29 protein-coding genes are annotated in these 25,353 nt (G+C 39.0%); 11 read left to right on the top strand and 18 right to left on the bottom strand.

Annotation, left to right across the window (positions count from 1 at the left end; genetic code table 11):
* Positions 1 to 123: 123 nt before the first annotated feature.
* The 3 genes from KME09_21040 to KME09_21030 form a co-directional block, all read right to left on the bottom strand.
* Entirely contained in the window at positions 124 to 1,116 is a 993-nt protein-coding gene (locus KME09_21040) for a nucleotidyl transferase AbiEii/AbiGii toxin family protein (protein ID MBW4536424.1), read from the bottom strand.
* Between the two features lie 129 nt (positions 1,117 to 1,245).
* Positions 1,246 to 1,614 carry a clan AA aspartic protease gene (locus tag KME09_21035; GenBank protein ID MBW4536423.1) on the bottom strand — a complete coding sequence of 123 codons (369 nt, stop codon included), beginning with the start codon at positions 1,612 to 1,614 and terminating at the stop codon, positions 1,246 to 1,248.
* Entirely contained in the window at positions 1,611 to 1,886 is a 276-nt protein-coding gene (locus tag KME09_21030) for a hypothetical protein (GenBank protein MBW4536422.1), read from the bottom strand. The genes KME09_21035 and KME09_21030 overlap by 4 nt, the downstream gene beginning before the upstream one ends.
* A gap of 198 nt (positions 1,887 to 2,084) precedes the next feature.
* Between KME09_21030 and KME09_21025 the strand changes: the two genes are divergently transcribed.
* A complete protein-coding gene (locus tag KME09_21025; GenBank protein ID MBW4536421.1) occupies positions 2,085 to 2,594 on the top strand; it encodes a helix-turn-helix domain-containing protein in 510 nt (169 codons plus the stop codon).
* Positions 2,588 to 3,157 (top strand): IS630 family transposase, encoded by a 570-nt coding sequence (locus KME09_21020; GenBank protein MBW4536420.1) that lies wholly within the window; start codon positions 2,588 to 2,590, stop codon positions 3,155 to 3,157. Before KME09_21025 ends, KME09_21020 begins: the two co-directional genes overlap by 7 nt.
* 167 nt (positions 3,158 to 3,324) lie before the next feature.
* Here KME09_21020 and KME09_21015 read toward each other — a convergent pair whose 3' ends face one another.
* The 7 genes from KME09_21015 to KME09_20985 all read right to left on the bottom strand — a co-directional run bounded on the left by KME09_21015 (position 3,325) and on the right by KME09_20985 (position 7,116).
* Positions 3,325 to 3,474, bottom strand: a complete 150-nt coding sequence (locus KME09_21015) for a hypothetical protein (GenBank protein MBW4536419.1) — start codon at positions 3,472 to 3,474, stop codon at positions 3,325 to 3,327.
* A 65-nt stretch (positions 3,475 to 3,539) separates the two neighbouring features.
* Positions 3,540 to 4,400: a ThiF family adenylyltransferase gene (locus tag KME09_21010; GenBank protein ID MBW4536418.1), complete on the bottom strand. Its 861-nt coding sequence runs from the start codon at positions 4,398 to 4,400 to the stop codon at positions 3,540 to 3,542.
* The gene (locus tag KME09_21005) at positions 4,384 to 4,962 is read right to left on the bottom strand and encodes a hypothetical protein (protein ID MBW4536417.1); all 579 of its coding nucleotides are present in this window, start codon (positions 4,960 to 4,962) and stop codon (positions 4,384 to 4,386) included. The genes KME09_21010 and KME09_21005 overlap by 17 nt, the downstream gene beginning before the upstream one ends.
* Positions 4,963 to 4,972: 10 nt before the next feature.
* Positions 4,973 to 5,611 carry a prokaryotic E2 ligase family D protein gene (locus KME09_21000; GenBank protein MBW4536416.1) on the bottom strand — a complete coding sequence of 213 codons (639 nt, stop codon included), beginning with the start codon at positions 5,609 to 5,611 and terminating at the stop codon, positions 4,973 to 4,975.
* The gene (locus KME09_20995; GenBank protein MBW4536415.1) at positions 5,592 to 6,272 is read right to left on the bottom strand and encodes a hypothetical protein; all 681 of its coding nucleotides are present in this window, start codon (positions 6,270 to 6,272) and stop codon (positions 5,592 to 5,594) included. The genes KME09_21000 and KME09_20995 overlap by 20 nt, the downstream gene beginning before the upstream one ends.
* A complete protein-coding gene (locus KME09_20990; protein ID MBW4536414.1) occupies positions 6,269 to 6,766 on the bottom strand; it encodes a hypothetical protein in 498 nt (165 codons plus the stop codon). The genes KME09_20995 and KME09_20990 overlap by 4 nt, the downstream gene beginning before the upstream one ends.
* 2 nt (positions 6,767 to 6,768) lie before the next feature.
* Positions 6,769 to 7,116 carry a hypothetical protein gene (locus KME09_20985; GenBank protein MBW4536413.1) on the bottom strand — a complete coding sequence of 116 codons (348 nt, stop codon included), beginning with the start codon at positions 7,114 to 7,116 and terminating at the stop codon, positions 6,769 to 6,771.
* A 542-nt stretch (positions 7,117 to 7,658) separates the two neighbouring features.
* Between KME09_20985 and KME09_20980 the strand changes: the two genes are divergently transcribed.
* On the top strand, positions 7,659 to 8,276 hold the full coding sequence (locus KME09_20980) for a hypothetical protein (GenBank protein ID MBW4536412.1): 618 nt from the start codon (positions 7,659 to 7,661) through the stop codon (positions 8,274 to 8,276).
* An 85-nt stretch (positions 8,277 to 8,361) separates the two neighbouring features.
* Here the strand turns inward: KME09_20980 and KME09_20975 are convergent, their stop codons facing one another.
* The 5 genes from KME09_20975 to KME09_20955 all read right to left on the bottom strand — a co-directional run bounded on the left by KME09_20975 (position 8,362) and on the right by KME09_20955 (position 14,754).
* On the bottom strand, positions 8,362 to 8,640 hold the full coding sequence (locus tag KME09_20975) for an HNH endonuclease (GenBank protein ID MBW4536411.1): 279 nt from the start codon (positions 8,638 to 8,640) through the stop codon (positions 8,362 to 8,364).
* Positions 8,641 to 8,992: 352 nt separating this feature from the next.
* Positions 8,993 to 9,592, bottom strand: a complete 600-nt coding sequence (locus KME09_20970) for a hypothetical protein (GenBank protein MBW4536410.1) — start codon at positions 9,590 to 9,592, stop codon at positions 8,993 to 8,995.
* A gap of 271 nt (positions 9,593 to 9,863) precedes the next feature.
* Positions 9,864 to 10,550 (bottom strand): hypothetical protein, encoded by a 687-nt coding sequence (locus tag KME09_20965; GenBank protein ID MBW4536409.1) that lies wholly within the window; start codon positions 10,548 to 10,550, stop codon positions 9,864 to 9,866.
* 68 nt (positions 10,551 to 10,618) lie between these two features.
* Positions 10,619 to 12,340, bottom strand: coding sequence for a UvrD-helicase domain-containing protein (locus KME09_20960; protein MBW4536408.1), 1,722 nt, complete (start codon positions 12,338 to 12,340; stop codon positions 10,619 to 10,621).
* Between the two features lie 230 nt (positions 12,341 to 12,570).
* Positions 12,571 to 14,754: a hypothetical protein gene (locus tag KME09_20955; GenBank protein MBW4536407.1), complete on the bottom strand. Its 2,184-nt coding sequence runs from the start codon at positions 14,752 to 14,754 to the stop codon at positions 12,571 to 12,573.
* 666 nt (positions 14,755 to 15,420) lie between these two features.
* Here KME09_20955 and KME09_20950 point away from each other — a divergent pair.
* The 8 genes from KME09_20950 (at position 15,421) to dnaB (ending at position 23,459) form a co-directional block, all read left to right on the top strand.
* Positions 15,421 to 15,831, top strand: a complete 411-nt coding sequence (locus tag KME09_20950) for a helix-turn-helix domain-containing protein (protein MBW4536406.1) — start codon at positions 15,421 to 15,423, stop codon at positions 15,829 to 15,831.
* 231 nt (positions 15,832 to 16,062) lie between these two features.
* Complete coding sequence (locus KME09_20945; GenBank protein ID MBW4536405.1) at positions 16,063 to 16,332, top strand: hypothetical protein; 270 nt, start codon at positions 16,063 to 16,065, stop codon at positions 16,330 to 16,332.
* A 331-nt stretch (positions 16,333 to 16,663) separates the two neighbouring features.
* Positions 16,664 to 17,581 (top strand): site-specific integrase, encoded by a 918-nt coding sequence (locus KME09_20940; protein ID MBW4536404.1) that lies wholly within the window; start codon positions 16,664 to 16,666, stop codon positions 17,579 to 17,581.
* Complete coding sequence (locus KME09_20935; protein ID MBW4536403.1) at positions 17,538 to 17,786, top strand: tyrosine-type recombinase/integrase; 249 nt, start codon at positions 17,538 to 17,540, stop codon at positions 17,784 to 17,786. The genes KME09_20940 and KME09_20935 overlap by 44 nt, the downstream gene beginning before the upstream one ends.
* A 3-nt stretch (positions 17,787 to 17,789) precedes the next feature.
* Positions 17,790 to 19,256, top strand: coding sequence for a tyrosine-type recombinase/integrase (locus tag KME09_20930; GenBank protein MBW4536402.1), 1,467 nt, complete (start codon positions 17,790 to 17,792; stop codon positions 19,254 to 19,256).
* Entirely contained in the window at positions 19,249 to 21,303 is a 2,055-nt protein-coding gene (locus KME09_20925) for a site-specific integrase (protein ID MBW4536401.1), read from the top strand. The genes KME09_20930 and KME09_20925 overlap by 8 nt, the downstream gene beginning before the upstream one ends.
* Positions 21,296 to 22,153 (top strand): hypothetical protein, encoded by an 858-nt coding sequence (locus KME09_20920; GenBank protein MBW4536400.1) that lies wholly within the window; start codon positions 21,296 to 21,298, stop codon positions 22,151 to 22,153. Before KME09_20925 ends, KME09_20920 begins: the two co-directional genes overlap by 8 nt.
* Positions 22,143 to 23,459 (top strand): replicative DNA helicase, encoded by a 1,317-nt coding sequence (gene dnaB / locus KME09_20915; GenBank protein ID MBW4536399.1) that lies wholly within the window; start codon positions 22,143 to 22,145, stop codon positions 23,457 to 23,459. The genes KME09_20920 and dnaB overlap by 11 nt, the downstream gene beginning before the upstream one ends.
* Before the next feature lie 106 nt (positions 23,460 to 23,565).
* Here dnaB and KME09_20910 read toward each other — a convergent pair whose 3' ends face one another.
* The 3 genes from KME09_20910 to KME09_20900 all read right to left on the bottom strand — a co-directional run bounded on the left by KME09_20910 (position 23,566) and on the right by KME09_20900 (position 25,337).
* Positions 23,566 to 24,351: a hypothetical protein gene (locus tag KME09_20910; GenBank protein ID MBW4536398.1), complete on the bottom strand. Its 786-nt coding sequence runs from the start codon at positions 24,349 to 24,351 to the stop codon at positions 23,566 to 23,568.
* A gap of 83 nt (positions 24,352 to 24,434) precedes the next feature.
* The gene (locus tag KME09_20905) at positions 24,435 to 24,917 is read right to left on the bottom strand and encodes an RES family NAD+ phosphorylase (GenBank protein ID MBW4536397.1); all 483 of its coding nucleotides are present in this window, start codon (positions 24,915 to 24,917) and stop codon (positions 24,435 to 24,437) included.
* Positions 24,918 to 25,337, bottom strand: coding sequence for an MbcA/ParS/Xre antitoxin family protein (locus KME09_20900; protein MBW4536396.1), 420 nt, complete (start codon positions 25,335 to 25,337; stop codon positions 24,918 to 24,920).
* Positions 25,338 to 25,353: the final 16 nt, after the last annotated feature.

Here is a 25,353-nt window from a genome sequence, read left to right as displayed (position 1 = left end):
TTAATCTTACAAAACCGAAAAAAGCTTCGTTAACTAGATTAAGTAAAATTATAATTACTTGAGTCCAGAGTAGCGATCGCATCTAGTTTTGTCTTCTCTAACACGAGAATTTTGCCACCCTGCTCAAATTATGGGATCTTCTTCTTGCTTGGTTTCTAAATAACTAAAATCAGTTTCTCGAAAGCTTCTTTCGGTCGCTTCCAGCTCGAAATCTGTTGCCAACTCATCCAAACCATCAATTATCCTAACTGGATTGTCAACACTTAAAGCCTCATAGCAACTAGCTCTCCATTCTGGCTTGTTTTGAAAATTGACGATCGCTTCTCTTAAAGGTTGTCTTACTCGATAGTTGGCTTCTGCTGCCAAGATTGATTCGGTGGGAATTGGTCTAGATAAGCGTAGTATTGTCAGGTCGATCAAATCCCTGGCGTGAGTAGAAGAATCCATATAGCGATCGGCATTAGCTAGTAGTTTGCTAGTAAAGCGATCGGTTAAATTGAGCAAGGGAAGTCCTAATTCTCCAATCTCACAAGGATTGAGTTCAAAGCGATTTTCGGCAATGAACTCTAATTTAATTGGAGGTAATTCTCGATCTAAAATTAGAGGCATTCTGATGCCATAAAGATCCTTTTTAATTTCGCCAATGCTCAGGCGATCGCTCTTGAGTAGTTCCTTTACTCGTCCCTCATCAACCCACCGTCTCAACCGATTAAAAGAGTCTAAATTGCAGAGAAAATCTAAGTCGTAACTAAGACGGTAGCAATCTCGCTCCAAGCTTAACATCGTGCCACCGCCAAAATAAGCTTGGTATTCAATTAAAATCTCTGGATCGAGATTGTTAATAATTCCTCGAACCTTCTGGTAGAAATGCTGTTTGTCTATTTCCATTTGTTCTGGTAGTAGGGATGGGCGATTGTACGCTTGAGCCAGTAGGTGAACAAAATTTAACTCGGCTTTAGTTGCTCTGCCAAGTAACCCCCTAAACCTCCATCTAGTTTCATAGATAGACAACATTTCCTTTAAAGAAAGATTATAGGGATTGGCAATATTCCAACAAAGAGATTCTAGTAATGGTAGTGAGTGAGGAATAGTTAAATTAAGCAGTTCCTTTGTCATAATCTTTATTTTTAGCTGTCATCCGAGCATGTTGATGACATCCTTCCGTCGGCTTTTTTAATTTCTGAATTTGTACCGTCGCTCCACTGCGTTGTTAGACCGTGCCACACCGATCGCTTTCAGCAACGATCACAAAGCTTCGATTTTGACGATATCACCCTCAATAGCTTCAACCTGCAATCGATAACCATAGAGCATCGCCATTCCGAGCAGAGGTTCTGTTTCTGATTCTGCAATATAAATGTCGCGGTACTGCCCATCCCAAATCACAACCGCAGTGTACAAATCAAACAGAGTTTCGCTTCCATCTCCCAATGTAACAATGTCAGATGCACTCCAAGGTAAATTCAGGGCGGCAATAATTGTAGAGGGTAAAGACAGAAACCCAGTGAATCCTGTATCAATCACTGTTTTAATTGCTTGCAGTTGCTGATTCGAGTTACCTACAACAACAGTCAGCGTTGCTTCACGCCGTGAATTTACTACTCCTTGCATCATGGATTTTTCTTCAGACTTCGCGCTCCAAAATGATCGACAGTGCGGTGTCCGATCCGAAGCACCCAGGGTTGGGCATCGGGATGTCGCTCAAACAGTCGATTGGTTGCGGGAACTACATTTTCATCAACCTCAAAATCTCCAGTTTCGATATCGATCGCCACAATTTTGCCCTCGTTGCCGATTTCGACTTGCTGCCGAATACCAGACTCATAGAATTCTTGCCCCCGTCGAGCTAATTCTTCTTTGCTATAACGTCGTTGGCGAACAGTCATGGGATTGCCCTCGGTTTCAACATTGCTTCTTCATTTTACCCTGAGTTATGGAGAGGGCGATCAAAGGGAGGTGAGCAAGAGCGAAGTTGTTGAGTTTCCTTCGTCAACACAACCTAAAGCTGCGTGGTGATACCAATTTAAATTGAACAAAGGGCAGATGAACTAAACTAAAAGGGAGTTGTTTAGTAATTTACATAGATGGTTGGTGTAACATCAATTGAAATCAAGGAAAGTTTGGATGAGCTGGCGGAACAGTTACGTCAAGTCAAATCACCGAGAGCGAAGGAAAGATTGCAAGTTCTCTACTGGTTGAAACAAGAAAAGGCACCAAGTATTAGCGCAATTGCCAAGGCGATCGCGAAGCATCGAAACACATTGCAAAGTTGGTTGTCGATGTACCGAAAAGGTGGAGTAGAGGCAATGTTGGCAATCAAGACATCATCTGGGGGAGTACGAGTAATTCCTGAATGGGCAGAAAAAACTCTGGCGAAGCGTTTAACAGAGAATCGTGGATTTCAAAGTTATGGAGAGGTGCAACAGTGGTTAGCGGAAACTTTGGGGATCAAGGCGGAGTATCATGCAGTCTATCAAATGACTCGCTATCGACTCAAAGCTAAACTGAAGGTTGCTCGTCCTCAAAATTGTAAGCAAGATAGCGAGAAGAGATCGGCTTTTAAAAAAACCTTGCAGACGACCTCAAGTTGCTAAGTCAGTATGATCGCCAAGTAAAGCAGGATGAGCGCCCGATTCGCTACTTTGTCCAAGATGAGAGTCGCTTTGGGCTTCATACCATTGTCGGGCGATTGATTACGGCTATTGGTGTCAAACCAATTGGGCAATGGCAGTGGTTATTCAAAGCATTCTGGCTCTACGGTGCCGTTGAACCTCGAAGTGGAGAATCTTTTTGGCTGCAATTTTCTCATGTTGATACCCAGTGCTATCAAAGATTTTTGGATGAGTTTTCTCAGACTTATCCTGATAGTCTCAACATTCTTCAAGTCGATAATGGGCGTTTTCACAAGGGCAAAGATTTGATTCTGCCAGAAAATATTATTTTATTGTTTCAACCACCTTACTGTCCTGAGTTGAATCCAATTGAGCGATTGTGGGAACACATAAAAGCGGATTTAAAGTGGACTTCGTTCAAGACTTTGGCTCAACTGCAAACCAAAGTCGATCAACTTATACGTGATTTGACACCAGAAGTGATTGCTTCTATCACGGGTTATTCCTTCATTTTGGATGCCCTATCTGCCTTGGATACCATTTAAATTGGTATGAGATTTGTAAGATGCAGAGCTTCATCAAGGTTGAGCGTGATTTGCATGAGTTCCAAGTTTAGAGCTAACAAGCATTGTCCCCATTATATCCCACTACCCAGATCATAATCTTTATAAACCAGAAATCCAAATATTCTTATCTAGTAAGACTTTCATCCCTAATTTTTACGATGTCTCACTTCTTTTACCATTATGGTAATTTCTTCCACAGTAAGTTGCTCTTCGTCTATACCCAATTCATCTATTCTTTTCCATAGGAAAGATAGATTATCTAATTTGCCGTTTAATTGTTCTTTCTTATTAGCCACAATAATTGCTAATTTCCAAATTGGTTATAGTTTAAGTATAGATCTTGTTTTTCATCACTTTCTGCCTAGATCGGTTCGGCTTTTTGAACAAGGCGATCGATGTTTTCTTGACTAATCCAAGTCGAAGTCATTGAACCCCGAAAAATATCTACCTCTACCTGCATCCTCTTGAGTTGAGAATTAAGCAGTTGGTGAACCATTTCCCCTGCTACAATCGCCATTTGAGAATTGATATTGAGGCTTTGACCGTTAAGTAAAGCTTGCTCGGCGCATGAAATATTCTCATCCTCATCTACTTGCAATAGTTCGGGATATTGAATCGTAGGCAGGGGCAATTTAATACAGGTAGCAGGTTCTAAAACATAGTCGTCAAGTTCAGTAGAGTACCAGTTGCCGATCGCAACCTGCCCGTGGGTATAGCTATTACCACAGTCAAGCCACCAGCAAGGCTTTTTGGTTACGCCATGAGCGAACATAGATGCGTGCTGAATCATTAATTCTTCTATACTTGCCCTAGCTTGAGCATTATCAACACAGCCAACTATCAAACTCGGCTTGTAGGTAGTAAGTTCAATCGCGTCTATAGAATCTGACATTGCTGTAATAGCTAATTTTGGGAACATAGTTTTATAGCGCATTGCCAACACCTGCGCCTTGTTGTAGCCCAATTCTGCCAGGCAAAAGTTTTGTCGATACAAATTCTTTTCTTCAACGCGATCGAAGTCAATCAGGGTCAAATCTATTTGTCTGCCAGTCTCATTGAGAAAGTTAGCAATACGACATAGGTGCGGAATTAGAAAGCTACCAGTTCCACCACAGCCCACTACATAAATTTGTATGTGGGAAAAACCAAAATAGATGGGCTTGGCATTGAGAATCGACAGATCGCTGAAATTTAGCTGTAACGGATTAGAAAGGGAGGACATGATTACAGTACAAACTAATATTTTCGTAAATTAGGTTGGATGAAATAGGCAAAAATAGTCCGTGAATACAGACTCGGCTGACAATCTCCAGTTGGTCATTGCTTTTGCCAATCACTGTACTAATTCGGCAACCATCCTCTTCTAGATCGTCAGTACCAGAGAAGAACGCTCGTGCAGCACCGTGGGAGTGAATTTCAATCACAGCAGGTTCAGGGAAGCGATCGCCAGCAATACAGGTACTAGGAGTACATTCTTGTTCGGGGTAAAGAACTTCCCAGCGATCGCCTCGCCAGTAAAGATAAAATAGCTGTTCTAAGTCTGGTTCTTGTTGAATCTGCTTGATAATAGCCTTTACCTTTGTCTGGGGTACGGGAGGAACTAATAGCTTAAACTCTTGCTTAAACTCCGGTAGACCTGGAGTGTGAACTTCACGGTGACACACTACCGCTTTAAATTCTTGTCTGGTTACAGAACGAAAGATACCATTACCTGCCCAGGTAAAACCTGTGGGCAAATTATTACTTGTTAAATTGCCTGCTACTGAATGACTTAACAGCATCATTATTATTCAATTATTTGTTTATGAGCTGGAGAATTTTGGTTAAACTCCAGCCATTAGGAACTAAATCTTGTTCGGGATAGACAGTGACTAAACTTTGAGAAATGTCTATTAATTTGCCGACGATTGAATTGGGGTGAGATAGTGACTTTCCCCCACTCAAGTCATAGTTAAATTTAGATGAAATAAAGTTAGCCCACATCGTATCCGTATCTTTATTGGGGGACGAAACATTCCCCCAACATACCTGTCCATCAGAATTAATATTGGGCAAAGGAAATTGATATAGCTGAGAATTTAAGCTCAACTGTCCTTTATATGCAAAAAGCCACAAGCGAGACTGTCTATGAACGATTACAGCCCCAGGCAAAGGAACGTTCAAGCTAAAATTGTCAAACCTCAGCAAATATTGATTTGGCAATACCGAACTTACAGTCAGTATTTGTCCGTTGTATTGACATACTTTATGCAAAGCTACGTTTGGCTGCAAATACCAGTCTGACTGAAAATCTTTTTGCCCTAAGATTTCAATTAAATTGGTAAAATCGATTTGCTTTATATAAGTATGACCATCTTCAGAAGTAGTAAATACTGCTGAATCCTGAAGAAAAATTAGCAGCGCTTGAGCCTGTTTAATTAGTTGCGGAATCATCGGCAAGAGCTTTACGAAAAATAACGTCTATTACCTTTTGGGCGACAGCGCAATTATCTTCAAACCAGCGATCGAATAATTCTAGCTGCCTCATTAACCCCAAAGCTTCTCGATAATGTTCTTCTAAGGTAATTACCTCAAGTTCAATAAGTTCGTATTCGTTATCTGACTCAAAGTGATTATCAAGCCATATATTATTGGTTACGGCTAAGACATACCGTAAGACATCAGGCAAAATTGACAGGGGATGACCTATAAAATCGTCTAAGGTTCGTTCGACAAAATCGACGATGGACTCGTCATAACCCAAACTGCCCAGATACTCGTCAATAGTCATGTGAACATATAACCAGCTTGAGCCGATGCCCCCGTAGTAGCAATCGTAGTCACTATAGGGAGCAGGCATAATGGCAATTTTCTCCAATCCCAAATAGGGTCGTTCCCGTTTTTGTAATTGGTAATCGTCATCGGGATCGAAACAGGGGAAGCAATGCTCATTTAACAGCTCGATTAAACGACGATCTATTATTTCTAACGCATCATCATTTAAAATCAAATTTGGGCTTAATTGAGCATATTCTTCAGGAAAGAGGTATTTAGTACCTTTAATTCCCCTAAATCTATGGGATATCTGTTTAGATTTTGCTAAAAGACTATTCATATTAAAGGCACGAAATTAGTCTTGCAAAAATACAAACGTCTAATCGCTGCACTAATCTGATTCTTTCGCTGTTCACAAATCAATTGAACCTGATCGAAGTCTAGAGTTTCATAAATTTCTGACCACTCACTTACGGTCAATTCTTCAGTTAACTTAGTATTTAGACTCTCAATCCTAATTGGCAACTCATCTTCGGGAAAATCGCGTAGCAACTCTAATAGGAGGACACGGGTGGCGAACTCGGTTCGCCACCGTGAGATGTCCGTTTGATTACTACCTTTTGTCCCGACTCGCTTGATGATTTTAATCGAACCATCTTCTAATCGCTCTAATTTGCTGTTAGCCATCCCTGGAAAACCAACAGAGAGCAAGTCTAAGATTTGTCGATCTTCTAATCCTTCAAGCTTACTCTTCTCGACAGAATATTTCTGTCCTTCATATTCGATCGTTACTGTATTGGGTTGAGTTTTAACGCTGTCATTTTTATTAGTCATTTTCAAATCAAGCTCTTAGCAAATTTAACTTTCTTAGGGGTCTTCTTAGTTTGTTTTTTTGTACCACTGGTATTTTCAATTGGCTTAACTTTGCGTTCACCATTATTTCTTAGATTTCGCTTAGACAATTCCTTATTCTTGTGGGAAATATCAAATTCAGGCAGTAAATCTAATACCGCCTGAGTTAAATCACTAGGAACTTCTTCATATCTAGCTATAGCAGGAAAAGACTCTGAGTAACTTACAGTCAAACAGTGAATATTTTCCTGTTGGTCAATAGTAAAAACAATTTTCAAAGGATACTTACAGTCTTTTAAAGATTCAGAAAGACTTAGATTTTTTTGAGTCATAAGTGTTTTTAGCTCCTGTATCTTCGCAACTAGACATTGACATTTTCTAGAGTTATCTTTTTATTAGTGGTTATAAATTAAAAGGCGACAGCCTACTTAATATGGAAGAATTGATAGTCGAACAGCATCGAGAATACTATCCCATGACATTCTACCCAAAATGTTTAACTAAAATTCTCGATCGATTCAAAAAACCTCAGCTAAAAAATAACCCTACATTTTGTCTACAACCAATATCTATTTGTATTCCCAAAATACACTACTACGGAAAACTTAAACTAATTCAGTTCTACTTTGGTAGCATTGGTGTCATTATTTTTCTTTTCTCAATCACTATTTCATTAGTATTTAGCCATAGACTTGGGATATATCTTTTTATCTTGAACATCTTATTTTTCTTAAGCTATTTTAGCTTGCAAATTTATGAACAAAATTTAAAGAATGACTTGCGACAAATTAATAGAGAAATAACATCTAGAAAATATTTCATTAAGCAATCAAAAAATAATACAAATAATTCTAAAAGCAAGACTATTTTGTTGTTGAACACCCTAAACAAAAGAGACAGTATTTACGATTTTAAGATTAATAATAATGCCGAAAAAGGATTTTCCGAAGCTTATTTTTTAAATTATCTCAATAAGTGGTTTTCTTATCCCTGGCGCATAATTGAACATTGCCAGTTTGAAGACGAGCAAGGCTATACTCCCACAGCTGATTTTATCTTAATTAATGACGACCTCAAACTCGCTGTAGACTTAGAAATTGACGAGCCTTATTCATTTAAAGGATCTTTACCAATTCATCTAGTTGAAGATCCAAAATACATCTATCGGGACAAATTCTTTCTCAAACTCGGCTATATCGTGATTCGCTTTGCCGAATATCAAATAGCTAAGCACCCTGACTATTGCTGTTTGCATATAGCTAGAGTGCTTAACCAGTTTTTGGATCGAGACACAAAAATTACACCTCCTAATTCAATTAATATTGAGCCATTGACCCCTCAAGAATGGAAGGTTAAAACCTGGACTCAACGTGAATCGCAAATAATGGCTGATAACCATATTCGAGACACCTATCTCGAATCTGTTAAAGCTTTTAATCTCAAACAAAATCAGCATTTAAGGCTTACCTGTAGCGATCTGAATGAAGAATAAAGTCGCTTCGCTCCACCTATAAGCCGTAAGCTATAAGCTAATCAGAAAAGGTAGTGAAAGGCGATTAGCATTACTGCGCAGGTAGTCAATCAAAAGGCTTACAGCTTAAAGCTTTTGATAAAAGCACTTTCTCTTCAGTTTGAGGATCTGGTACGAGTTGACGATTGGATTTGTAGCGATTGCACATTGGGCAAGCCAAGCACAGATTTTCAAAAACTGTTTTGCCCCCAGCCGAACGAGGAATAATATGTTCGCATTCAAAGGTAACAGGCATCAGTGCATGAGCAGTATGGCAATAAGCACAACAATCTGCAAAGTGACTACGAATTTCTCGCTTTAAACTTTCCGCAATGTATTCGCTCATGAAGCTGTCATTAATGATTCCAGTTTTTTCAGAGTGAATCTAGCCCTAGTTTTTAGAATCATTAATCGATCTATAACAAAATATTAATTTTTTGTAGAATTTTTAGGTAAGAAGTTAACTACATCTTACCAGTCAATTTATATGCGCCCCAATAAATAATAGGGGTCAGAGTAAGGTGTTTCTATTGCATTTGTTCGAGCTAATTTATTAAACCTAACTACGGCAAAAGAAAACAGCATGGCAATAATCACGGGCATAATCACCACATACTGAGTATGTTCTGGTTTATCCTACTTCAGCCCCAGCTTCTCATTTGTGATAATCTTCCTCGCTAACATCGGATTTCTACCAGCTAGAGATCGTCTACTTTTTGTCCAAAAAACCTGCTTCCGCCCGTAGTAAATAACACAGCACTAATGAAGGCTCTTTTTTGAGACATCTTATCTAGAGTATTGAGAATATCGGGAGAATAAGATTTGTTGTACTTGGTTTCTCTGTTGTTGCAGTTACCAAACCCATTACCCACTACTTTTCCCTGATAACTTAATTGGCATTCGTGAGCATAATAAAAGATATTATTGGCAAAATCTAGTTTAATAGAAGGAAGGACAAACAGCTGATAGTTCAGACCAAAGAAGCGACAAATCCTTTCTGCGCCTGCTTTAGTTAAAGTAAACGTATCTCCATTCTTCTTGCTTGGAATTACTCGACAGTCTACATTTCCCTTAAACTGAGCCAGCAAACTTTGGTAGGCGTGAAAATAAGTTTGAGTATCTACAGTAGCCAAACCCATCTGAGCTTGCTGCTGTAGCAAAGGTACACGTCCTTGAGTTGAGTACTGATTTAATTGGTCAACTGGAGGTACAGCTCGATCGCTCACCTCGTATTGTTGAGGATTTTGCCCTTGATTGTTACTCGAATATAGTTGATATGAGATAGGTAATTGTTCCATGAATCATCAAAATTCTTGCTCGATGGCTAACCCGCAAGGGTATTGAGGTTTAACAATAGCTTTTAGCTTTTAGCTTTTAGTAAAGCTTGGGTTCAAATAGTTGCGGACGATGCCCTAAAGGACGTCCTTCGGTCGCGAAGCGAGTGTAAAGCTTACAAGTCCTTACTTTCTTCTCAGAGCGGGAGTGATGAAGAGTCTCCAATTAAAAGTAGTTTAAATCTAGTTTTAATTAAGCTAAAAGCTAACGACTAAGAGCTTGCCGCAAAGCGGTTTAATCAATTACTATTTCTGGAATAGCCTCGATTTCCGTCAGAAGGCTAAATTCCGTTTCTGACTCTTTTTCTGGCAATACCAATCTTAGATCTTTGCCCTGATGCAGCAGATCCAATCGTTCTCCTAATTCTTGTTCGCAAACAACTAAATCGTTGGTAAAAATTCTTCTTCTGCTAAAGCAAATACGATGATCTGCTTTGAGATCATTTGTCAGAAGACTGATAATTGAAATCTTATTCGGCGGCAACTTTAACTGTTGGCATAAAATATAAGCCTGGGCTGTAGCGATCGCATTAACTTCTAGACCAGACCAGTCTATTATCAACATATTGTGATCTTGCATTGCTACTAAATCCAGTAAAGATTCGAGCCACCCTCCCTCAAATTGCCAAGCAACCTGATAATCCCAATGCTGATTCAACTTTTTGTTAAACACTTCGGGAAAAAGTAACTGGCATTCGGTCATTAATCTGGCAAGATAAGGATTATTTTCAACTATTTTCTGAACATCAATTCCCATACTTATTTGTCTCAATAAAGTTCTGAGTTTTGGGGTGACTGGCATTCCCCAACCCAGATCGCGATAAAGCTCAGACAGATTGACAACAACGTGGTTGGACTCGGCGACGCAGGTTCGCCGTCTCCCACGTTCAATTTCAACTCCTGTCTTTTTTGAGTCGTTCATTTTTTATTTAATTACACAAAAACTTCCCCTAACACTCCCGCTAGGGACAAGCCAATGATTTGCAGCACTTAAACTAACCTTTGAAACCTCTGACTAATTCTTTTACCCTGCTCAGATCTAATTGTCTTGATATATTGTTCCAGTTCTTCTGAGGATGCTAGCTTCACTAGTTCAGTAACACTAGAACCCACAACAGAGGTCAAATCAGACTCATGTTTATCGATAATCGAACCAGTTTTCTGGTCATACCAAAAAGCATCTCCAATCAAAAACAAATCCTTGGTACTGCGAGAGAGGGCAACGTAAAGTAGATTCTGCTCTTGTTGTTCTTGCCATTCTTTTTGACCTTCCCATAGTAAAGGTAGGGTTAAAGGTTCGGCTATATATACTCTTTCGCTTTCCATGCCTTTAGCTCGATGAACGGTAGATAACAAAACTGCCTCATCATCTTCCGAGCCAAACAACTGTTTAATATTTGAGGATAATTCTGCCAAGGACTTACTCTGAAAATGATTATAAATCGCCTCGATTGCTTTGATTTGGTCTTTTAGCTGTAGCAGTAAAATCGCCCCGTTATCATTCTGTTCGTAAATAGACTGTTTGAATTTCAAATAACTCTGGGAAAACTCAGCCAACTTTTGAAATTCAAATCCCGTCTGCTCGGCAATATCTTCTAAAAGATTCAATAGATCCTGTTGTAGAGAGCTACCGACTAAATTACTGGGAATACCTCTAATAATCATCTTCAAATGAAGATCTACTAAACTACTGCTGCATCTGGCAATCACTAAGTCCCCAGGCGTAATTCGACTATCTTTTGTCTCATCCCACAGTTCCACTTCCTTAATCACGTTAATACTTCCTGGAGGAGCATTGTCTCTAGGTACGATGGGAATTTCAGGATAGAGCTTGTTAATCAATTTAATATGAGTCTTAGGACATCGATAGCACACTGGCAGAGTGAACTTTTGAGCCTGAAGTCTAATTTGAATATTTCTAAAGCTATCGGTATCCGCCCCACAAAATCCATTAATCGATTGAGCCGGATCGCCGACAAATAGCATTTTGGCTCTTTCGTGAGCCAAAGACAAAACAAATTCGAGCTGTAAACGACTCATATCCTGAGCCTCATCAACCATTACCCTTTGGGCGAATTTAAACCCTGGCATTTGGTTAACTTGCCAGACTACAGGCAGCCAAAGCATATCAGTATGGTCGATCACAGCTTCGGTTGCAGCAGCATCCATTCCCACTCTAAATAAATAGTCAATTCTTTGACTAATTTGGGCTAAATGTTGTTTGTCAATGTCTAAAGCGTAGTGACTAATTAACCCAAACAAAGCTTGGGGGGTTAGAGGAGATAAAGTTAGCCGAACGAATTCAAATAGTTTGAGAAAACTGCTCAGACTAACTATCTTAGCCTGCTTAGGGTCGCTGCCGTTAAACCAGTCCAAGCTTTTAGCTAGATGGCGATATTTGGATTCTTCTACCTCTAATCGTTTGACCCCAAGATACTTTTTTAACACCTGATACCCCGCGCTATGAACGGTAGAGATCGAGTATTGCCAACGAGAGTCAAGCTTTTTAACTAAAGCAGTCTTATTTTTTTTATTAAAAACCAAAACCAAACAGTCTTGAATTTTTACGTTACTCGTCGAAATCGCATCAGCAGCCAGCTTGAGTAGCGTACTTTTACCCGAACCCGCTACAGAATTGACCACAGCATCTCTTACATCCGAATCAGCTTGTAACCAGTCAATAACTTGTTGTTGATGAGTGCTTGGTTGCATAAAACCCCCAAATTTACTTCTTTGCTGAATATTCTGCGTAAGCAGTCAAGAAAGAAATTTGTTTCTTTTAAACTCCTATATATTATGAGTTACTAATTGGGAGCGATCGCCCATTAAGATATCTAGCCCAAACCCCAAACATTTTTATCCAGCAGGTACGTCATGCTTTATCTAAATCACATTCTTTAGTACTCATATTTAGATTTAGAAACGAATAATGAAGATCGGTTTTAAACTGTTACCGATTTGTTAAACACACTGTAGAACAGATTTTGAAAATGGGTAACTACTTCAAATATTTGTGTAGCGCATAGTTGTCTAGTTCTTTTTACGCCATAGAGCTGTTCGATATATTGCAAGTAATCTTTCTTGGTTAAACCTAAAGCACCAACTAAACCTTTAATTTGAGGAAGCACTGCTTTAACGTAAGAATCGGTACTTGATGCGCAAATTAGACTGTCTAGAGCAACTAAATATTTTTCTTCTGTTTCAATATCTACTTGCTTGACGTAAACCATGATTTGCCAATTATCATCCCTCAAAGACGATGAATGATAATTGGCTAGAATTTTCACCCTCGCCCCTGGTTTAAGATTTATTAGCTCATCACTGCGACAATTAAACGCCGAACGAGAACTAAGCTCTATTCCATGATAAAAATAACTATTCTTTCTCTTTGCTTTACGAATTTCTTTGAACTTCGTCTCTGAAGTTTTAGTTTCACTAATAAACAAGTTTCCTAGCTTTTGTTTTATCTCTTGCTCGATTAACTTCAGGTTGAGTATAAATACTCGGTACACTAAATATGGAGTAAGCCCTACACAACACTTCATAAATGTGCGATCGCTTTGAGGAAACTTTTGCGTAGCCTGAATTACAGGGATTTTACTAGATTCGTTTTGAAGCGTACTACAAACTTGCGGTGCGATCGCTTTTTGAATAAACTGTCTAGTCTCTTTTTGAGGCTGTCTTTTTTCTGTATTACGCCTTCTAGAACTTATAAGTAGCTCAATTGTAACGAATATTTTTTGAGCGATCGCACTCAAGCAACCCATTGCTAATTTAAAGCTAAAACCTGGCTCTTTTTGAGCTATCGCCTCTTGAGTATATTTGGGATGCCAGAGGTCGCGATATTCTGGCTTATTAAGGGTGTTGCGACTAAACTTAGTGCCAAACATCACTTGGCACTTTTCATTGATAAAATTCATGCGTTTAAGCACTCTTTTATGCATGATATCTAGGGGATAATCGGTCAAAATAGTTTTTAATCTAGACATGGTTTCATCGCTGCGCTTTTGGTTAACCCATCCCCATCTGCCTCTATGCGCAGCTTTTACTTTTGGCTCAACCCCCGACAGTTGCTCTTGCTCTACCCATAGTTCGGTAAAGTTTTGCTTTCTTTGGGGACAACTTGCCCAGATACTCCAATAGTTAATCGCTGAAGTTGCCCACTCAAAAGCGCGTTTTTCAATTTCATCTTGATGACCGCAGTGGTCTTGATACCCTGGTAGGTCTACAACCCGCTCGCGAATAAATTTAGCCAAATTTGGAATAGTATCAGAGCCGTAGAATACTCTACCTAAGTTAGCCAAATTCTTGAGGATATCGTTAGTTTGTCCAGAGCCAGTAAATCCAAACCTCAAGCTGTACTCGATATCTTTTTGCCATTGAGCGCGACCTTGTTTATTAAGGGCAAAATTACAGTACCAATCGCGAGCCGTATTGCAGCATTCTTTTAATAGCTTAAAATCTTGGCGAGCGCAAGAGCTATTCATCAGCTCGACAAATTCCTCTGCCCCTCCTGGAAGTGGTTCAAAGGTTTTAGGATCTAGTAGAGTTGCTCCCGATCCTGGCTGCATAGGTACTCGCAAGCCATTAAACAGCGAAAACCCGTCGCCTTTTTTCTTATATCTTTTAGTGTTGGGAAATATTTCTAGTTGCCCAGCCTTTATTTCAAAACAGTGTTCGCTTAAAACTTTAAACAACGCACAGGCAAGATTAAAGCTATTTATCCCTAGGGGCAAGAAGAAAAATAAGTGTACCCCTTTATTACCGCTAGAGCGAATTAAGATAGTTCGCTTGATGCCGATTTTATTTAGAACTTTGAGCAGCCTACGATAACGCTTGGGGTTAACTAAAGGATTATTGTTACTGTTTTTATCCAAATCCAGACAGCCAAATTTGGTTTGTCCGCCGAAACGCAAGCCCAAGCTTATTTTGGGATCTTGCCAGTAGTTCTCAAAATTTCGGGGATTTAAGATATATCTATTCTCGGTGTACCAGCTTTCTCCTTCTCTTTTGAGAATGAAATCCCAGTGATGACTGAAGAATTTTAAAAGTTTGGTAACAATAGGCGAGACTGGTAACAGCCTGGAATGATGGCGATTGTTTTTTGGTGGTTTTACAGTTGGCATAATCTCTCTTTTGAGAGAAAGCCCCTTGTCAGATTAGCCTTATAACTGCTAGGATCATTTACACATAAAGATACAAAACTATCCAGGTGTCCAACCAGATATTTGTAATCTGCGTATGGCAACATACGTTTTTCACTCCTGTTTATACTGCCAGGTATAAACATTAAGGGTGAAGTTGAGTGTAGATGTTCTCTTCGGTGAGTCTAATCTGAAGAGACTTCTCTCAATATTTTTTAAATTTAATAAAGGTTAGTGGTCTTAGTAGAAGATATCTTTCCAATTGTCTTCACTAGCCTCGGCACGTTAAACCCATCTAGTTTTAGCCAAAAATTAGTCTCTTTAAGAACACAAAGTTTTGATGTATTGGTAGCGTAAAAATTATTCTGTGTCATAATTTAGGTAATTAATTGTAAATGATTGATTTGATGACAATCTCTGATTTAAGGGGTTTCATCTACTCACCCGATTTGTTGCTGCAATTCGGGTCTATTTTTTTTGACATTCTATTTTGCACTGTTAAGCTAAACCAAGTGTTATGGATTTGTCGAGGAAGCAAATGTTATGATAAGGAAAATATAATTAATTACTCGCTTATCGAACCATCTACAATTTACCACTCGTAAATTAATCTTTTACCATTAATTAAGTAAACTGTAATAAAAGTTAATGCTACTCCATCAAGCCCTGGATGAAACCATCAAGTATTGTCGAATGTCTGCTAAAGAGTTAGCGGAAGCTTCAGGTGTGTCCAGTTCTCGCATTTCTCAATTTAGAAATGGGTTATTCCTTGAAGGCAAAGGTAGTGACTTAACGAGTAGAGCTATTAACGATCTGATCGATGCCGCTACTTACATCGATCCAAGAGCCAAACAGGTGTTTTCTTTCTTTTTAGCCGATCTAGACCCAAAATCAGTTCGATTGGGTTCTTCAGCCATGAATCTCAGTCAGCTCGAAACAATGAAGCCTGCTGAAATCTCTCAATTGCTAGTAGCGATCGCCGATACTTTGGATAAGCCCAAGTCACCAAAAAACAAAACAAATAATCGCTCTTTAGTAAACGTTTTAAACGCTTCTTAAGCTCGAGCGACAAAATATGTTGCCTAGCATACCTAAAAGTGAGAGTATGAACAACGGGTGAAAGAAGGCAAATAATCTGTTTCCCTTAGTGATTCAAAGCTAAGGCTTATTTTTGCTGGCGAATGCCTAGCTGATAGTTTGTGAAACTTATAGGTGTAACTACAGATGACAGGTAATATTAATGCTGCAACAATGGATACCTCTTCCACGAACGTAAAGGAATTTTTACAAGTGAACAATGCAGATGAAATAGATTCGCTGATCTCTCAGTTATCGGCAAAAGAGAAAGCCGAACTGATGCAAAAGTTGTTAGGACAATCGGGACTAATGGTAGTAATGGGTGGCTCTAACGTGACTACTTCTGATGTAGTTATTCAGATACATTCTACTTCTGACATCGATATAAGCGAACTTTTAAGGGCAGTTGCTACTCGTATTACCCAACCTAAAAGTCCTCCACTCAATGATCGACCTATTGATGGTCACGGCGAAGATAATTAAAGTTTTTGAAGACAAAGGTTATTGATACAATTGAGATTAAAGCACAACTTTTTAAAACCAAGATTAGCTGGGTAGGCACAATTTTAATAAAAAATTACGACTTGCGATCCCGAAAGTAGCGATCGACGATTTAATCGAGTAGTGCTTTTTTTGTCTCACTAATTTCAGGAATGTAAGCTTTTACGAATCGGAAGCAACCGACTTTTAATAGTCTAGGTATTCATCTTCTTATAACAACAAAAGAAACCTATTCTTTAATAAGGAAAAAACAACAACAACCGTACTGAATGACATAGTATAGTGATTCTACTTTCAGTTACATGAAGTAGAAATGATTGTAATACAGAAGGCAATTGACCCTCAAACAGGAGAAAGATACAGTTGTGTATTCGATTGCCGAACTTGCTTACCAGTAGAGCCGATTCAACGCTACATCAACTACTGTAGAAGACGACAGCTAGCAGCTAATACAGTTTCCACGTACATTCATCGGCTAGTAGATTTTTGGCACTGGCTAGAAGACAAATCCCTTAACTGGCAAGATGTTGGCTTAAACGAGCTAGCTGATTTTGTTAACTGGTATCTCCTTGGTGGCGAAGTTGAAGTTATCTCTGAATCTGTAAGAGAAGTAGTATCTAAACGCAGTCCGCGCACGGTCAATCAAGCAGTTACAGCCATTCAAGGACTGTACGAATTTCACACTGTAGAAGCTAGAATTGACGAAAAGAAATTCACGTCTCTGGCTCATGGCTGGGGAAAACGAGGTGGTTTTTTAAGGGGTATTGTCAAAAGCAGTCCCGAAAGAAGAAAACAAATTAAACTCAAAGAACCAAAGGTCTTTCCTGGTTGCTTAACAGACGAACAAGTAGCCCAGCTAGCTAACGCTTGTTATACATATCGAGACAGATTAATAGTGATGCTGTTAAGAGAAACAGGTATCAGAAGAGGCGAACTTCTAGGACTTTATTTAGTTGACGTACAAGAGCTTGATAGTAGAGGCAGAATTCAGATTGTTCGACGCGATAACAATCCCAATGGTGCTACTGCCAAAGGTAGAGAGCGAGAAATTCCGATTCTACATAACCGCCAAGAGGTACAATCCACTTTTGCTGCCTATTTACTAGAAGAGTATCCCCCAGAAGCAGAAAAACTCGCTCACGGAATGCTATTTGTCAATTTGGATATAAAAGTATGCTGGCAAACCCATGACCAGTGCCAGGTTAAATCAGCTATTTCATCAACTAAGTAAGAGAACGGGGATCGAAGCCCTTCCTCACCTATTCCGTCACACATTTGCTACCCGAATGCTCCAAGCTGGCTATCTGGATGAGTACGTACAGCAGCTATTGGGTCACAAGTCTATCGCTACGACAAAAGATATCTATTCTCACGTACTGGATGAGATGAGTTTGGATGCTTATTTACTCGGAGTAAAAAACGAGAACGAGGAATAATCGATGTTACCGATTGAAGCTTTACAATCAAGAATTGCCAAGTCTGAGTTGGGTCAAGAATGGATTTATCGCCCTTTGCTAGATAAAGATGTTTGGTCACTTGAAGAATTAGGTTATAGCCAAGACGAATTAAAGATGAGAGGAGCTAAAAATCTCCACTTTGAAGACTTTTCCTTATCTTGGCTGAAGTTGCTAACCAAACTAACAATCTTATCTACCATTAGAAAAAAACACAGTTTAACTACGGTTAGATTAAGAGTATGTTCCTTAAAACAGTTCGATAGCTTTTTATTAGAATTCGGCTACATTCAACCAGAATTGATAAACGGTTGGCTGATTGAAAAATTTATTATTACTGGATGCCAAAAAAACAGACGAGCGGCTATTAGCTATGTCTCAAAGTTATGGGCAGAAGAAGGTTGGTTGAGACTACCTTACACCCATCGTAGATACCAAGAAGAAACACCATCAATTAAGGCAATTCCCGAAGAAGTACTGCATCAAATATACGAGAATTTTCACCTTTTCCCACCGCCGTTAGAACGGCTATTTAGATTACAACTAGCTCTGGGTTGTCGGATTGTAGAAATGCTGAGTCTGCCTCGTCAATGCCTCAAAAAAGAAGGCTCACAATGGTTTTTAAAAAGATGGGTACAAAAGCGCAAATATTGGCGATTTTATCGAGTTCATCGCAGCATAGCTGAATTAGTGATTGAACAGCAAAAGTTTTTGGATCAACAACTCGGCGAACTGTCTGAATTCAACAAATTGTTTTGCCGACTTTCTGTTTCTGCGATGGATGTTAAGGAAATTCTAAGAGCAGGAACGGACAGATTTGATGTAGAGCCAGTCTACTTTTCAACTGTCCTTACTTATGATTCAATCTGGCGTTGGCTGGAAAAATTTAGTGAAAAAGCAAATTTAACAGATAAACAAGGGCGAAGATTTAAACTAACGAGTCATAAATTTCGCCATACCAAAGCTAGTATTATGGCAAACTTAGAAGCTGAAGATGAATATATTGCTGCGGTACTAGGTCATGGCTCGTTAGATATGCTGCCTCACTATCGTCAACGTTCAATTGAAAGGTTAGAAAAAGAAGCTAACGCCAAAGGCTATGTCGATAAGTACGGTCGCGTGACTAGCTTTAAACCAAGAAAGCGCAGATACGAGAGACTAGCAGAATTACTCAATGTAGCCACACCACTTGGCGAATGTCATCGCCCGACGATGTTAGGAGATTGCCAGTACCGCTATGCCTGTCTGAGTTGTGACCATCATCGAGTCACTTTAGAAGATAAGCCAAAACTAGAAGCTGATGTCGAACGTTTACAAAAAGACTTAACACAAGCGCAAACCGCAGAACAAGAGCAAAGAGTCACAGAAATTAATCGCTTACTAAAGTTATTGCAAGACAGACAATTCGGCTTAGAACAGCTAGAACAATTACAACCAGAAAATCATGTCTAACCGCAAACATCCATCTATTTCTCAGCATCAAACTGAATCTGGAATACTAAAGGTTAATTGGCATTGCGAATACAGAGGAGAATATAATTGCCCTGAATGCGAGCAAAAGAATATTAAGAGTAAACTTACTTGGTCATTCAGGAGTAAAAGTAGTCTTTGCCAACTTAGATTGGGATGTAACTTATGCCAAAAATCTGTCGCCCTAACTTGTCAGATACCTGGGGTGGGTAGAAAACACAATCCCATTTCTCAACACCAAACCCAATCTGGAATATTAAAGGTTAATTGGAATCGAGAATACTTTGGGGAATATAATTGCCCTAAATGCAAAAAGAATAAAAATGAAGAACATAAGCTAAACAACTACCACAGGAATCAAGATTCAGTTTGTAAGCTAGTTTTATTCTGTAAAGTTTGTCAAAAAGAAATTTCTCTTACCAACTGCGTTCCCGCTCCTATTGCACGTTACCGCCCTAAAATAGAATGTCCCAATCCTCTATGTACTGGTATAGGACATAACGGGCAAAAAGGATGGGTATACACCAAATACAGCAAATATTGTAAATGCCATTTCTGTGGTATTACTTTTAATTCCAAATCGACCTTTCCTCATAGCTGGCTTGGTAGCCAGACAGAAGAAACATTATCTACTTTTTGTTTTGATAATGATGTTTGGGAGTTAAGACATTTTTATCAGAAACCCTCTACAAAAATACTTAACTTTCAGACTATTAAGCCGATTTGGTATCGAGAAGAGTTGAAAAAGTACTTCTACTATTTAATTAAGTCAAAGAAATTTAATAATGAAAGTTCTCTTGTAAGCAGAGCAGTAACATTCAGGCAATTCGGTAAAATAATTACTAATATAGGTCTTAAAAACCAAGACCAAATAGATAGAAATGTAGTAAATCTATTTTTAGATAGCTCTTTAAGCAACGCCAATAGTACTATCAATCTAAAACTATCTAACCTCAGAGATTTCTTTGACTGGTTAGATTTAGAAGCAAAATATCTAATTCGCGGTCGCGACTTCCTAAAAGAAAGCAAAAACGATCCTGATTGGCTAGATGAAGTGAGCCGTAAGGTTATTAAACAGCATTTAGATAAAATACCCGCACCTATCGCTTGTCATTACCTCGTTCAAGTTTACACTGCTGCTAGACCAGGGGAGGTATGCAAACTAGGTTTTGATTGTCTGGTTTCAGAAAATGGTAAGTGGTACATTAAATTCTTGACCAACAAAACTAAAAGATGGCTTTCTCTTCCTGCTAGTCGAGAAATTAGACAGGTAATAGAACAACAACAGCAGTGGATTCGAGAAGTTTTAGGTGAAGACTATTCATATTTGTTTTGTCATTTTCGTTCGATTAAAGACAAATCCTATCCAGCTTTTAAGAATATAAAACCTCTGCCCAAACCTCCTCCAGTTAATATCGACACCAACCCAATGGTTCGTATCATTCGGATGATAATAGAAAAAGAGAACATAAAAGATGCCAACAGACAAAAACCTGACTTTATCGGCAAAATAACCCGTCCCAGTAAACTACAAGAGGTTCGTACCAAATTTGGCATAGAAGCAGCCAGACTCTATGCTGGTCACAAAAGTCCGAACACAACATTCCAGCACTACACACCACCAACTAGAGAGCAAATAGCTGAAGTAGATTTACCATTTCAAGAACTTCTACTTAATCTCGACAACAAATTTCTACCTTGGCAATCTCTACCCGAAGGTTTACTCAAAAACCCTAAAGCCTACGAACTAGATCTTGATATACCACCTCGTTTGGTAGTTTACGGACATTGTACTAAAGACCCCAAAACACCCTGCCCAGTTAATCTTTACCCCAAGTGCTACGGCTGTTCCAGTTTTCGACCGAGTACGGCTAAATTATCCCTTTACGAACGCCAGTATAAAGGGGAACAGCAAAGATTGACTGAAGCCCGAAAAGTAGGTGCAGAACTAGCCTCTGAAGAAGCTTGCAGCACCGTCGAAGCAATGGATAAATGGCTACCAGAGTTGAGGAAGTTAGGTAATGGATAAAAAGCACAGTCGGGAAAAACAGGCTGAGGTTCTTCGCCGTACACAAGCTAAAAGAAAGGAACAGAAAAAAGAGCAGGTACTCAAAGCCATTGCTGAAATAAGACAACAAAAGAAGCCTCTAACCTTCAGAAATATAGCGACAGTAGCTGGTTGCTCAATTTCCTATCTTTATAAGTGGGATGAGATTAAAGCTTATATTCACGAACTTCAGCACCAAAAACAAACTACGATAAATTCCATTGAAGAGAATACCAAACATCAGCCGCGCAGTCTCAAAACCTTACACGAAGTCTCTAAACAAAAAATTTGCGATTTGTCAGTAACTATTAAAGACCTCAAGCGTCAAAATGAGAAACTAAGAGGTCATGTGACAGAGATATACGAACTACGAGATGAATGCCAGAGGTTAAGAACCCAGTTAAGAGAATTAATTAGTCCTAGTCCATCAAGTAAAGTTGTACCCATTCAAACTTCAGTTAAAAAGACTGTTCCGACCAATCCACCTGAAACATTTGAACCCATAGAGTTAATCATTGAATCAATTCTCGACATGGGAATTAAGGTAGGAAAAAAGCTCAAGCAAGAAATAAATAATCGCGAACCCGAACGAGTAATTTCTTCTATAGAGGCATTTAAACAATATCGAGATAGCCACGAGGTTAAGAGTCAAGAAGCTTGTTTGCTGTCAATGATTCGTACTGAGGCAGAACCTAATACGGAAAGTAAACCAAAAGCCAAGAAAGCTCAAACAAGAGTTATCTCTACGCCAGATGAACCGAATAAAAAACTAATATCTGCCAACAAACTCAAGCAATTAAGTAATTTGTTGAACAACAAAGATGAGCAGTAATAATCTTTCCCCGACCAACATAGAAGCTGAAGAAGCTATAATAGGCAGTATTCTATTCGACAGTAGTGCAATTAGCATTACTGCTTCTACTCTTCCCATTGAAGCATTTTACGTTGCTGCTCACCAACAGATTTACAAGGCAGCATTAGAACTACATGGGCAAGATAAACTAACAGATCTTCTAAGCGTGTCTACTTGGTTAAAAGACCACAAATCATTAACCAAAGCAGGAGGCACAGCTAAACTAGCCAAACTACTTAACCAAACTATTTCTGCTACCAATATCGACCGCTACATTGCTTTAATTCTAGAAAAATACCAACGCCGTCAACTGATAGTAGTAGCTAACGATCTCCAAGACTTAGCATACGACAATGCCATTGAAATAAAAACAGTCTTTAATACTTCAGAAGAAAAAATATTTAATCTCACTACCAACAAACAAGACAAATTCAAGCCTCTACCGATCGGTGATTGTCTAGCCTCTGTATTTGAGAAAATAGAGCAGGGTTCATCTCCTGCCTATCCCACGGGACTAAAAGATTTAGACGCTCTTATTGGTGGATTAATCAAACAGGATTTAATCGTTATTGCTGCCAGAGCGAGCATGGGTAAAACTTGGCTAGCTTGCCATCTAGCTAATCAGATTGCCACCGAGCAACAGAAACCTGTAGTTTTCTTCTCGGCTGAAATGTCCAAGGAACAGTTGACTAAGCGATTTCTCTCGATGCACTCTGGTATTAATTCTTACCGACTGATGCACAACGAGATTTACGAGGATGAATATGATGTTTTGGTCAGTGGATTAACTAAACTAGCAGAATTACCAATCATTATTGATGATACTCCTGCCATTCAACTAACACCCTCCAGAGTTCGTTCTGTCCTTCGTAGAATCCGTTCCGAGAATGGCAAATTGGGTTTGGTAGTACTGGATTATATTCAAAAGCTTGGAGACAGAGCGTGCCGTAATAGAGCGCAGACAGTAGGTAAGTTTTCTGGTGCATTTAAAGATATTGCCAAGGAGTTTGATGTTCCCTTTGTTGCCTTGGCTCAAATTAACCGAGGTGTTGAGTCTATGGCTAATAAACGTCCTTTGATGTCCGATATTAAAGATAGTGGTGATATCGAGCAAGACATGGACTTGGGGCTAATGCTTTATCGGGATGAATATTACAACCCAGACACAACAGAATCAGGCATTATGGAAATTATTGTCGGGAAAAACAGAAATGGGTCAACAGGCAATTGTTATATTCAGTTCGATCCTAGTATCGGTAAATTTGTGTCACTTCAATGTGTATGAAAAAATAGTTTCTCTTTTAATCGATAGTCAAATATTAAGAAAGAATAAACAGCACTAATAGCGATTTACTTTGTAGAAGTTTATAAATTAAATCTTCATTTAGTAGTTATTCTACATCGTGGAATATATAGAAATCTTCTAGTACCTGTAGTAACTTCTCCTCAATTGAATTAAGTTGGGAACGATTTAGTTTTTCTAGTCCCTTTAAGACCCATTTTGCTGCTTCATCCAATTCCCCTACTTCTGATAGAGCAGTCATTCTTTCCCCCAATAAGAGCATTTGTTCCTCTTGGTCACGGGTAAACTTCATGGGTGATAAGTCGTCTACTGAAACTACATATTGACTGTCCCAAGTATCCACTATACATTTATCTTTTCTAACTTCTGATATTACACACCAACAATTGAGCTTCCCTGACACTCCCGAAGTTATGCGACATATTTGACCCTCAGCAAAAGGATTAATAGTCGGATATTTTTGATGTAGGTAAGTTTTGACTGCTGTTTTTACCATTGAATAGGAAGGCACTTGACCCAAGGCAATCCCCACTGCCATCACCCAAACTTCACCAGCTTCAATTGGACTTAAATGAGCTTGGAAAATTGGTCTTAACTGCTTTTGTTTATTGGGATAAGGCTCATTTAGACCTTGGGTCTTTAAATACTCAACTATTTGATAATAAGTTTCTGCAGCACTCATACATCGTTCTATATAAAGCATGGTAAAGCCGAAAACAGCATCACAATATTCGGCAAAACTATCATAGTTATCGCGATACAGTTTTAACCGTTTAATAGTCCTTAAAGCCTGACCACGTAACACAAACCCAGTGAGTACCTGTTGCTCTAATTTATCCCTTAATGATAATTCTTGTGGTGATAAGACATACAATCCGTTTTATCCTTAAAATCAATTAATTCTCGATCGATTTTACAACTTTTAGTGCAAATAACAGGTATTCTACGTAGTAAACTTTATTCAGTCGATCCTTTGAAAGCGCGATCGTTATATAAAGCTGATTCGACAGACGATAATTTTAGCTGATTTATTTCTAAATGTCTGGGATTTATTACCGCAATAGTTTCTAGACCAGCAGGTACAGCTACGCTGGGTACAAGCAAAATTAAACTATTACCTTCATTTAGCCATTGGCTACCTATTTTTTGAGTACTTAATGGATAGGGATAGCAACTCCAATCTTGAGGCAAATTTTCAACCGTTAGGGTTTGACTCGATACGGTATCGGGTAAATCGTAAATTCCTAATCTATAATCACTTGGGATGAGTCTGGGATTTGGTAGATAATTTGCCATTTCCAAAAGAGCTACACTAGGAGTTGAAGCGAAATAAAGTACTGGTATTCCCGAGGTGTTCCATCGCGCTCCATTAAGAAAAGAACCTCCTTTACCAGTAAAGTTTTCTAAATATTTGCTTCGGGTAATTCTAAACAGCTTCACTTACGTAAACTCACCATACTCGATCGCGCCTAAAGATTCTCTAACTAATCTTCTCCCTTCAAAAGTGTCGCATAGATCGATCGGTAATTCTCCACCAATTGCGGGAATACTAGCGTGTAACCATTCTTTTGCTATATCCTCATTGCCAAAAACATTGATAGCTTCATTAAATACCTTCAGGGTATCTAAAACTCCCTCACTTTGAACTTTTGTCAGTAGTTTGGCATGGTATAAACGATTTAAGTTGCCCGAACTAGTACTCAACAAACGGACAAACAAGTCTCGCTCTCCTAAAGCTTTAACTGCTTGCTCGACAATTTTTCCAGGAACTCCTTGGCGAACAGCCTGAATATAGGCACCACGATCTTCGAGCAGCGTGGGACTCAGATCTGAATCTTCTAGCAGTAATGCAATGTTCATTTTGAGCTTATTTATT

Source organism: Pleurocapsa minor HA4230-MV1, assembly GCA_019359095.1.
Classification (GTDB): Bacteria; Cyanobacteriota; Cyanobacteriia; order Cyanobacteriales; family Xenococcaceae; genus Waterburya; species Waterburya minor.
The sequence above is the reverse complement of the archived record's forward strand: the minus strand, read 5'-3'. Positions and strand labels throughout refer to the sequence as shown.

What these genes read in the sequence shown, in the direction of transcription:
- KME09_21040 (MBW4536424.1), bottom strand. Translation starts at nt 1,116, where the DNA reads ATGACAAAGGAACTGCTTAATTTAACTATTCCTCACTCACTACCATTA.
- KME09_21035 (MBW4536423.1), bottom strand. Translation starts at nt 1,614, where the DNA reads ATGATGCAAGGAGTAGTAAATTCACGGCGTGAAGCAACGCTGACTGTT.
- KME09_21030 (MBW4536422.1), bottom strand. Translation starts at nt 1,886, where the DNA reads ATGACTGTTCGCCAACGACGTTATAGCAAAGAAGAATTAGCTCGACGG.
- KME09_21025 (MBW4536421.1), top strand. Translation starts at nt 2,085, where the DNA reads ATGGTTGGTGTAACATCAATTGAAATCAAGGAAAGTTTGGATGAGCTG.
- KME09_21010 (MBW4536418.1), bottom strand. Translation starts at nt 4,400, where the DNA reads ATGTCCTCCCTTTCTAATCCGTTACAGCTAAATTTCAGCGATCTGTCG.
- KME09_21005 (MBW4536417.1), bottom strand. Translation starts at nt 4,962, where the DNA reads ATGATGCTGTTAAGTCATTCAGTAGCAGGCAATTTAACAAGTAATAAT.
- KME09_21000 (MBW4536416.1), bottom strand. Translation starts at nt 5,611, where the DNA reads ATGATTCCGCAACTAATTAAACAGGCTCAAGCGCTGCTAATTTTTCTT.
- KME09_20995 (MBW4536415.1), bottom strand. Translation starts at nt 6,272, where the DNA reads ATGAATAGTCTTTTAGCAAAATCTAAACAGATATCCCATAGATTTAGG.
- KME09_20990 (MBW4536414.1), bottom strand. Translation starts at nt 6,766, where the DNA reads ATGACTAATAAAAATGACAGCGTTAAAACTCAACCCAATACAGTAACG.
- KME09_20985 (MBW4536413.1), bottom strand. Translation starts at nt 7,116, where the DNA reads ATGACTCAAAAAAATCTAAGTCTTTCTGAATCTTTAAAAGACTGTAAG.
- KME09_20975 (MBW4536411.1), bottom strand. Translation starts at nt 8,640, where the DNA reads ATGAGCGAATACATTGCGGAAAGTTTAAAGCGAGAAATTCGTAGTCAC.
- KME09_20970 (MBW4536410.1), bottom strand. Translation starts at nt 9,592, where the DNA reads ATGGAACAATTACCTATCTCATATCAACTATATTCGAGTAACAATCAA.
- KME09_20965 (MBW4536409.1), bottom strand. Translation starts at nt 10,550, where the DNA reads ATGAACGACTCAAAAAAGACAGGAGTTGAAATTGAACGTGGGAGACGG.
- KME09_20960 (MBW4536408.1), bottom strand. Translation starts at nt 12,340, where the DNA reads ATGCAACCAAGCACTCATCAACAACAAGTTATTGACTGGTTACAAGCT.
- KME09_20955 (MBW4536407.1), bottom strand. Translation starts at nt 14,754, where the DNA reads ATGCCAACTGTAAAACCACCAAAAAACAATCGCCATCATTCCAGGCTG.
- KME09_20950 (MBW4536406.1), top strand. Translation starts at nt 15,421, where the DNA reads ATGCTACTCCATCAAGCCCTGGATGAAACCATCAAGTATTGTCGAATG.
- KME09_20940 (MBW4536404.1), top strand. Translation starts at nt 16,664, where the DNA reads ATGATTGTAATACAGAAGGCAATTGACCCTCAAACAGGAGAAAGATAC.
- KME09_20935 (MBW4536403.1), top strand. Translation starts at nt 17,538, where the DNA reads ATGACCAGTGCCAGGTTAAATCAGCTATTTCATCAACTAAGTAAGAGA.
- KME09_20930 (MBW4536402.1), top strand. Translation starts at nt 17,790, where the DNA reads ATGTTACCGATTGAAGCTTTACAATCAAGAATTGCCAAGTCTGAGTTG.
- KME09_20925 (MBW4536401.1), top strand. Translation starts at nt 19,249, where the DNA reads ATGTCTAACCGCAAACATCCATCTATTTCTCAGCATCAAACTGAATCT.
- KME09_20920 (MBW4536400.1), top strand. Translation starts at nt 21,296, where the DNA reads ATGGATAAAAAGCACAGTCGGGAAAAACAGGCTGAGGTTCTTCGCCGT.
- dnaB (MBW4536399.1), top strand. Translation starts at nt 22,143, where the DNA reads ATGAGCAGTAATAATCTTTCCCCGACCAACATAGAAGCTGAAGAAGCT.
- KME09_20900 (MBW4536396.1), bottom strand. Translation starts at nt 25,337, where the DNA reads ATGAACATTGCATTACTGCTAGAAGATTCAGATCTGAGTCCCACGCTG.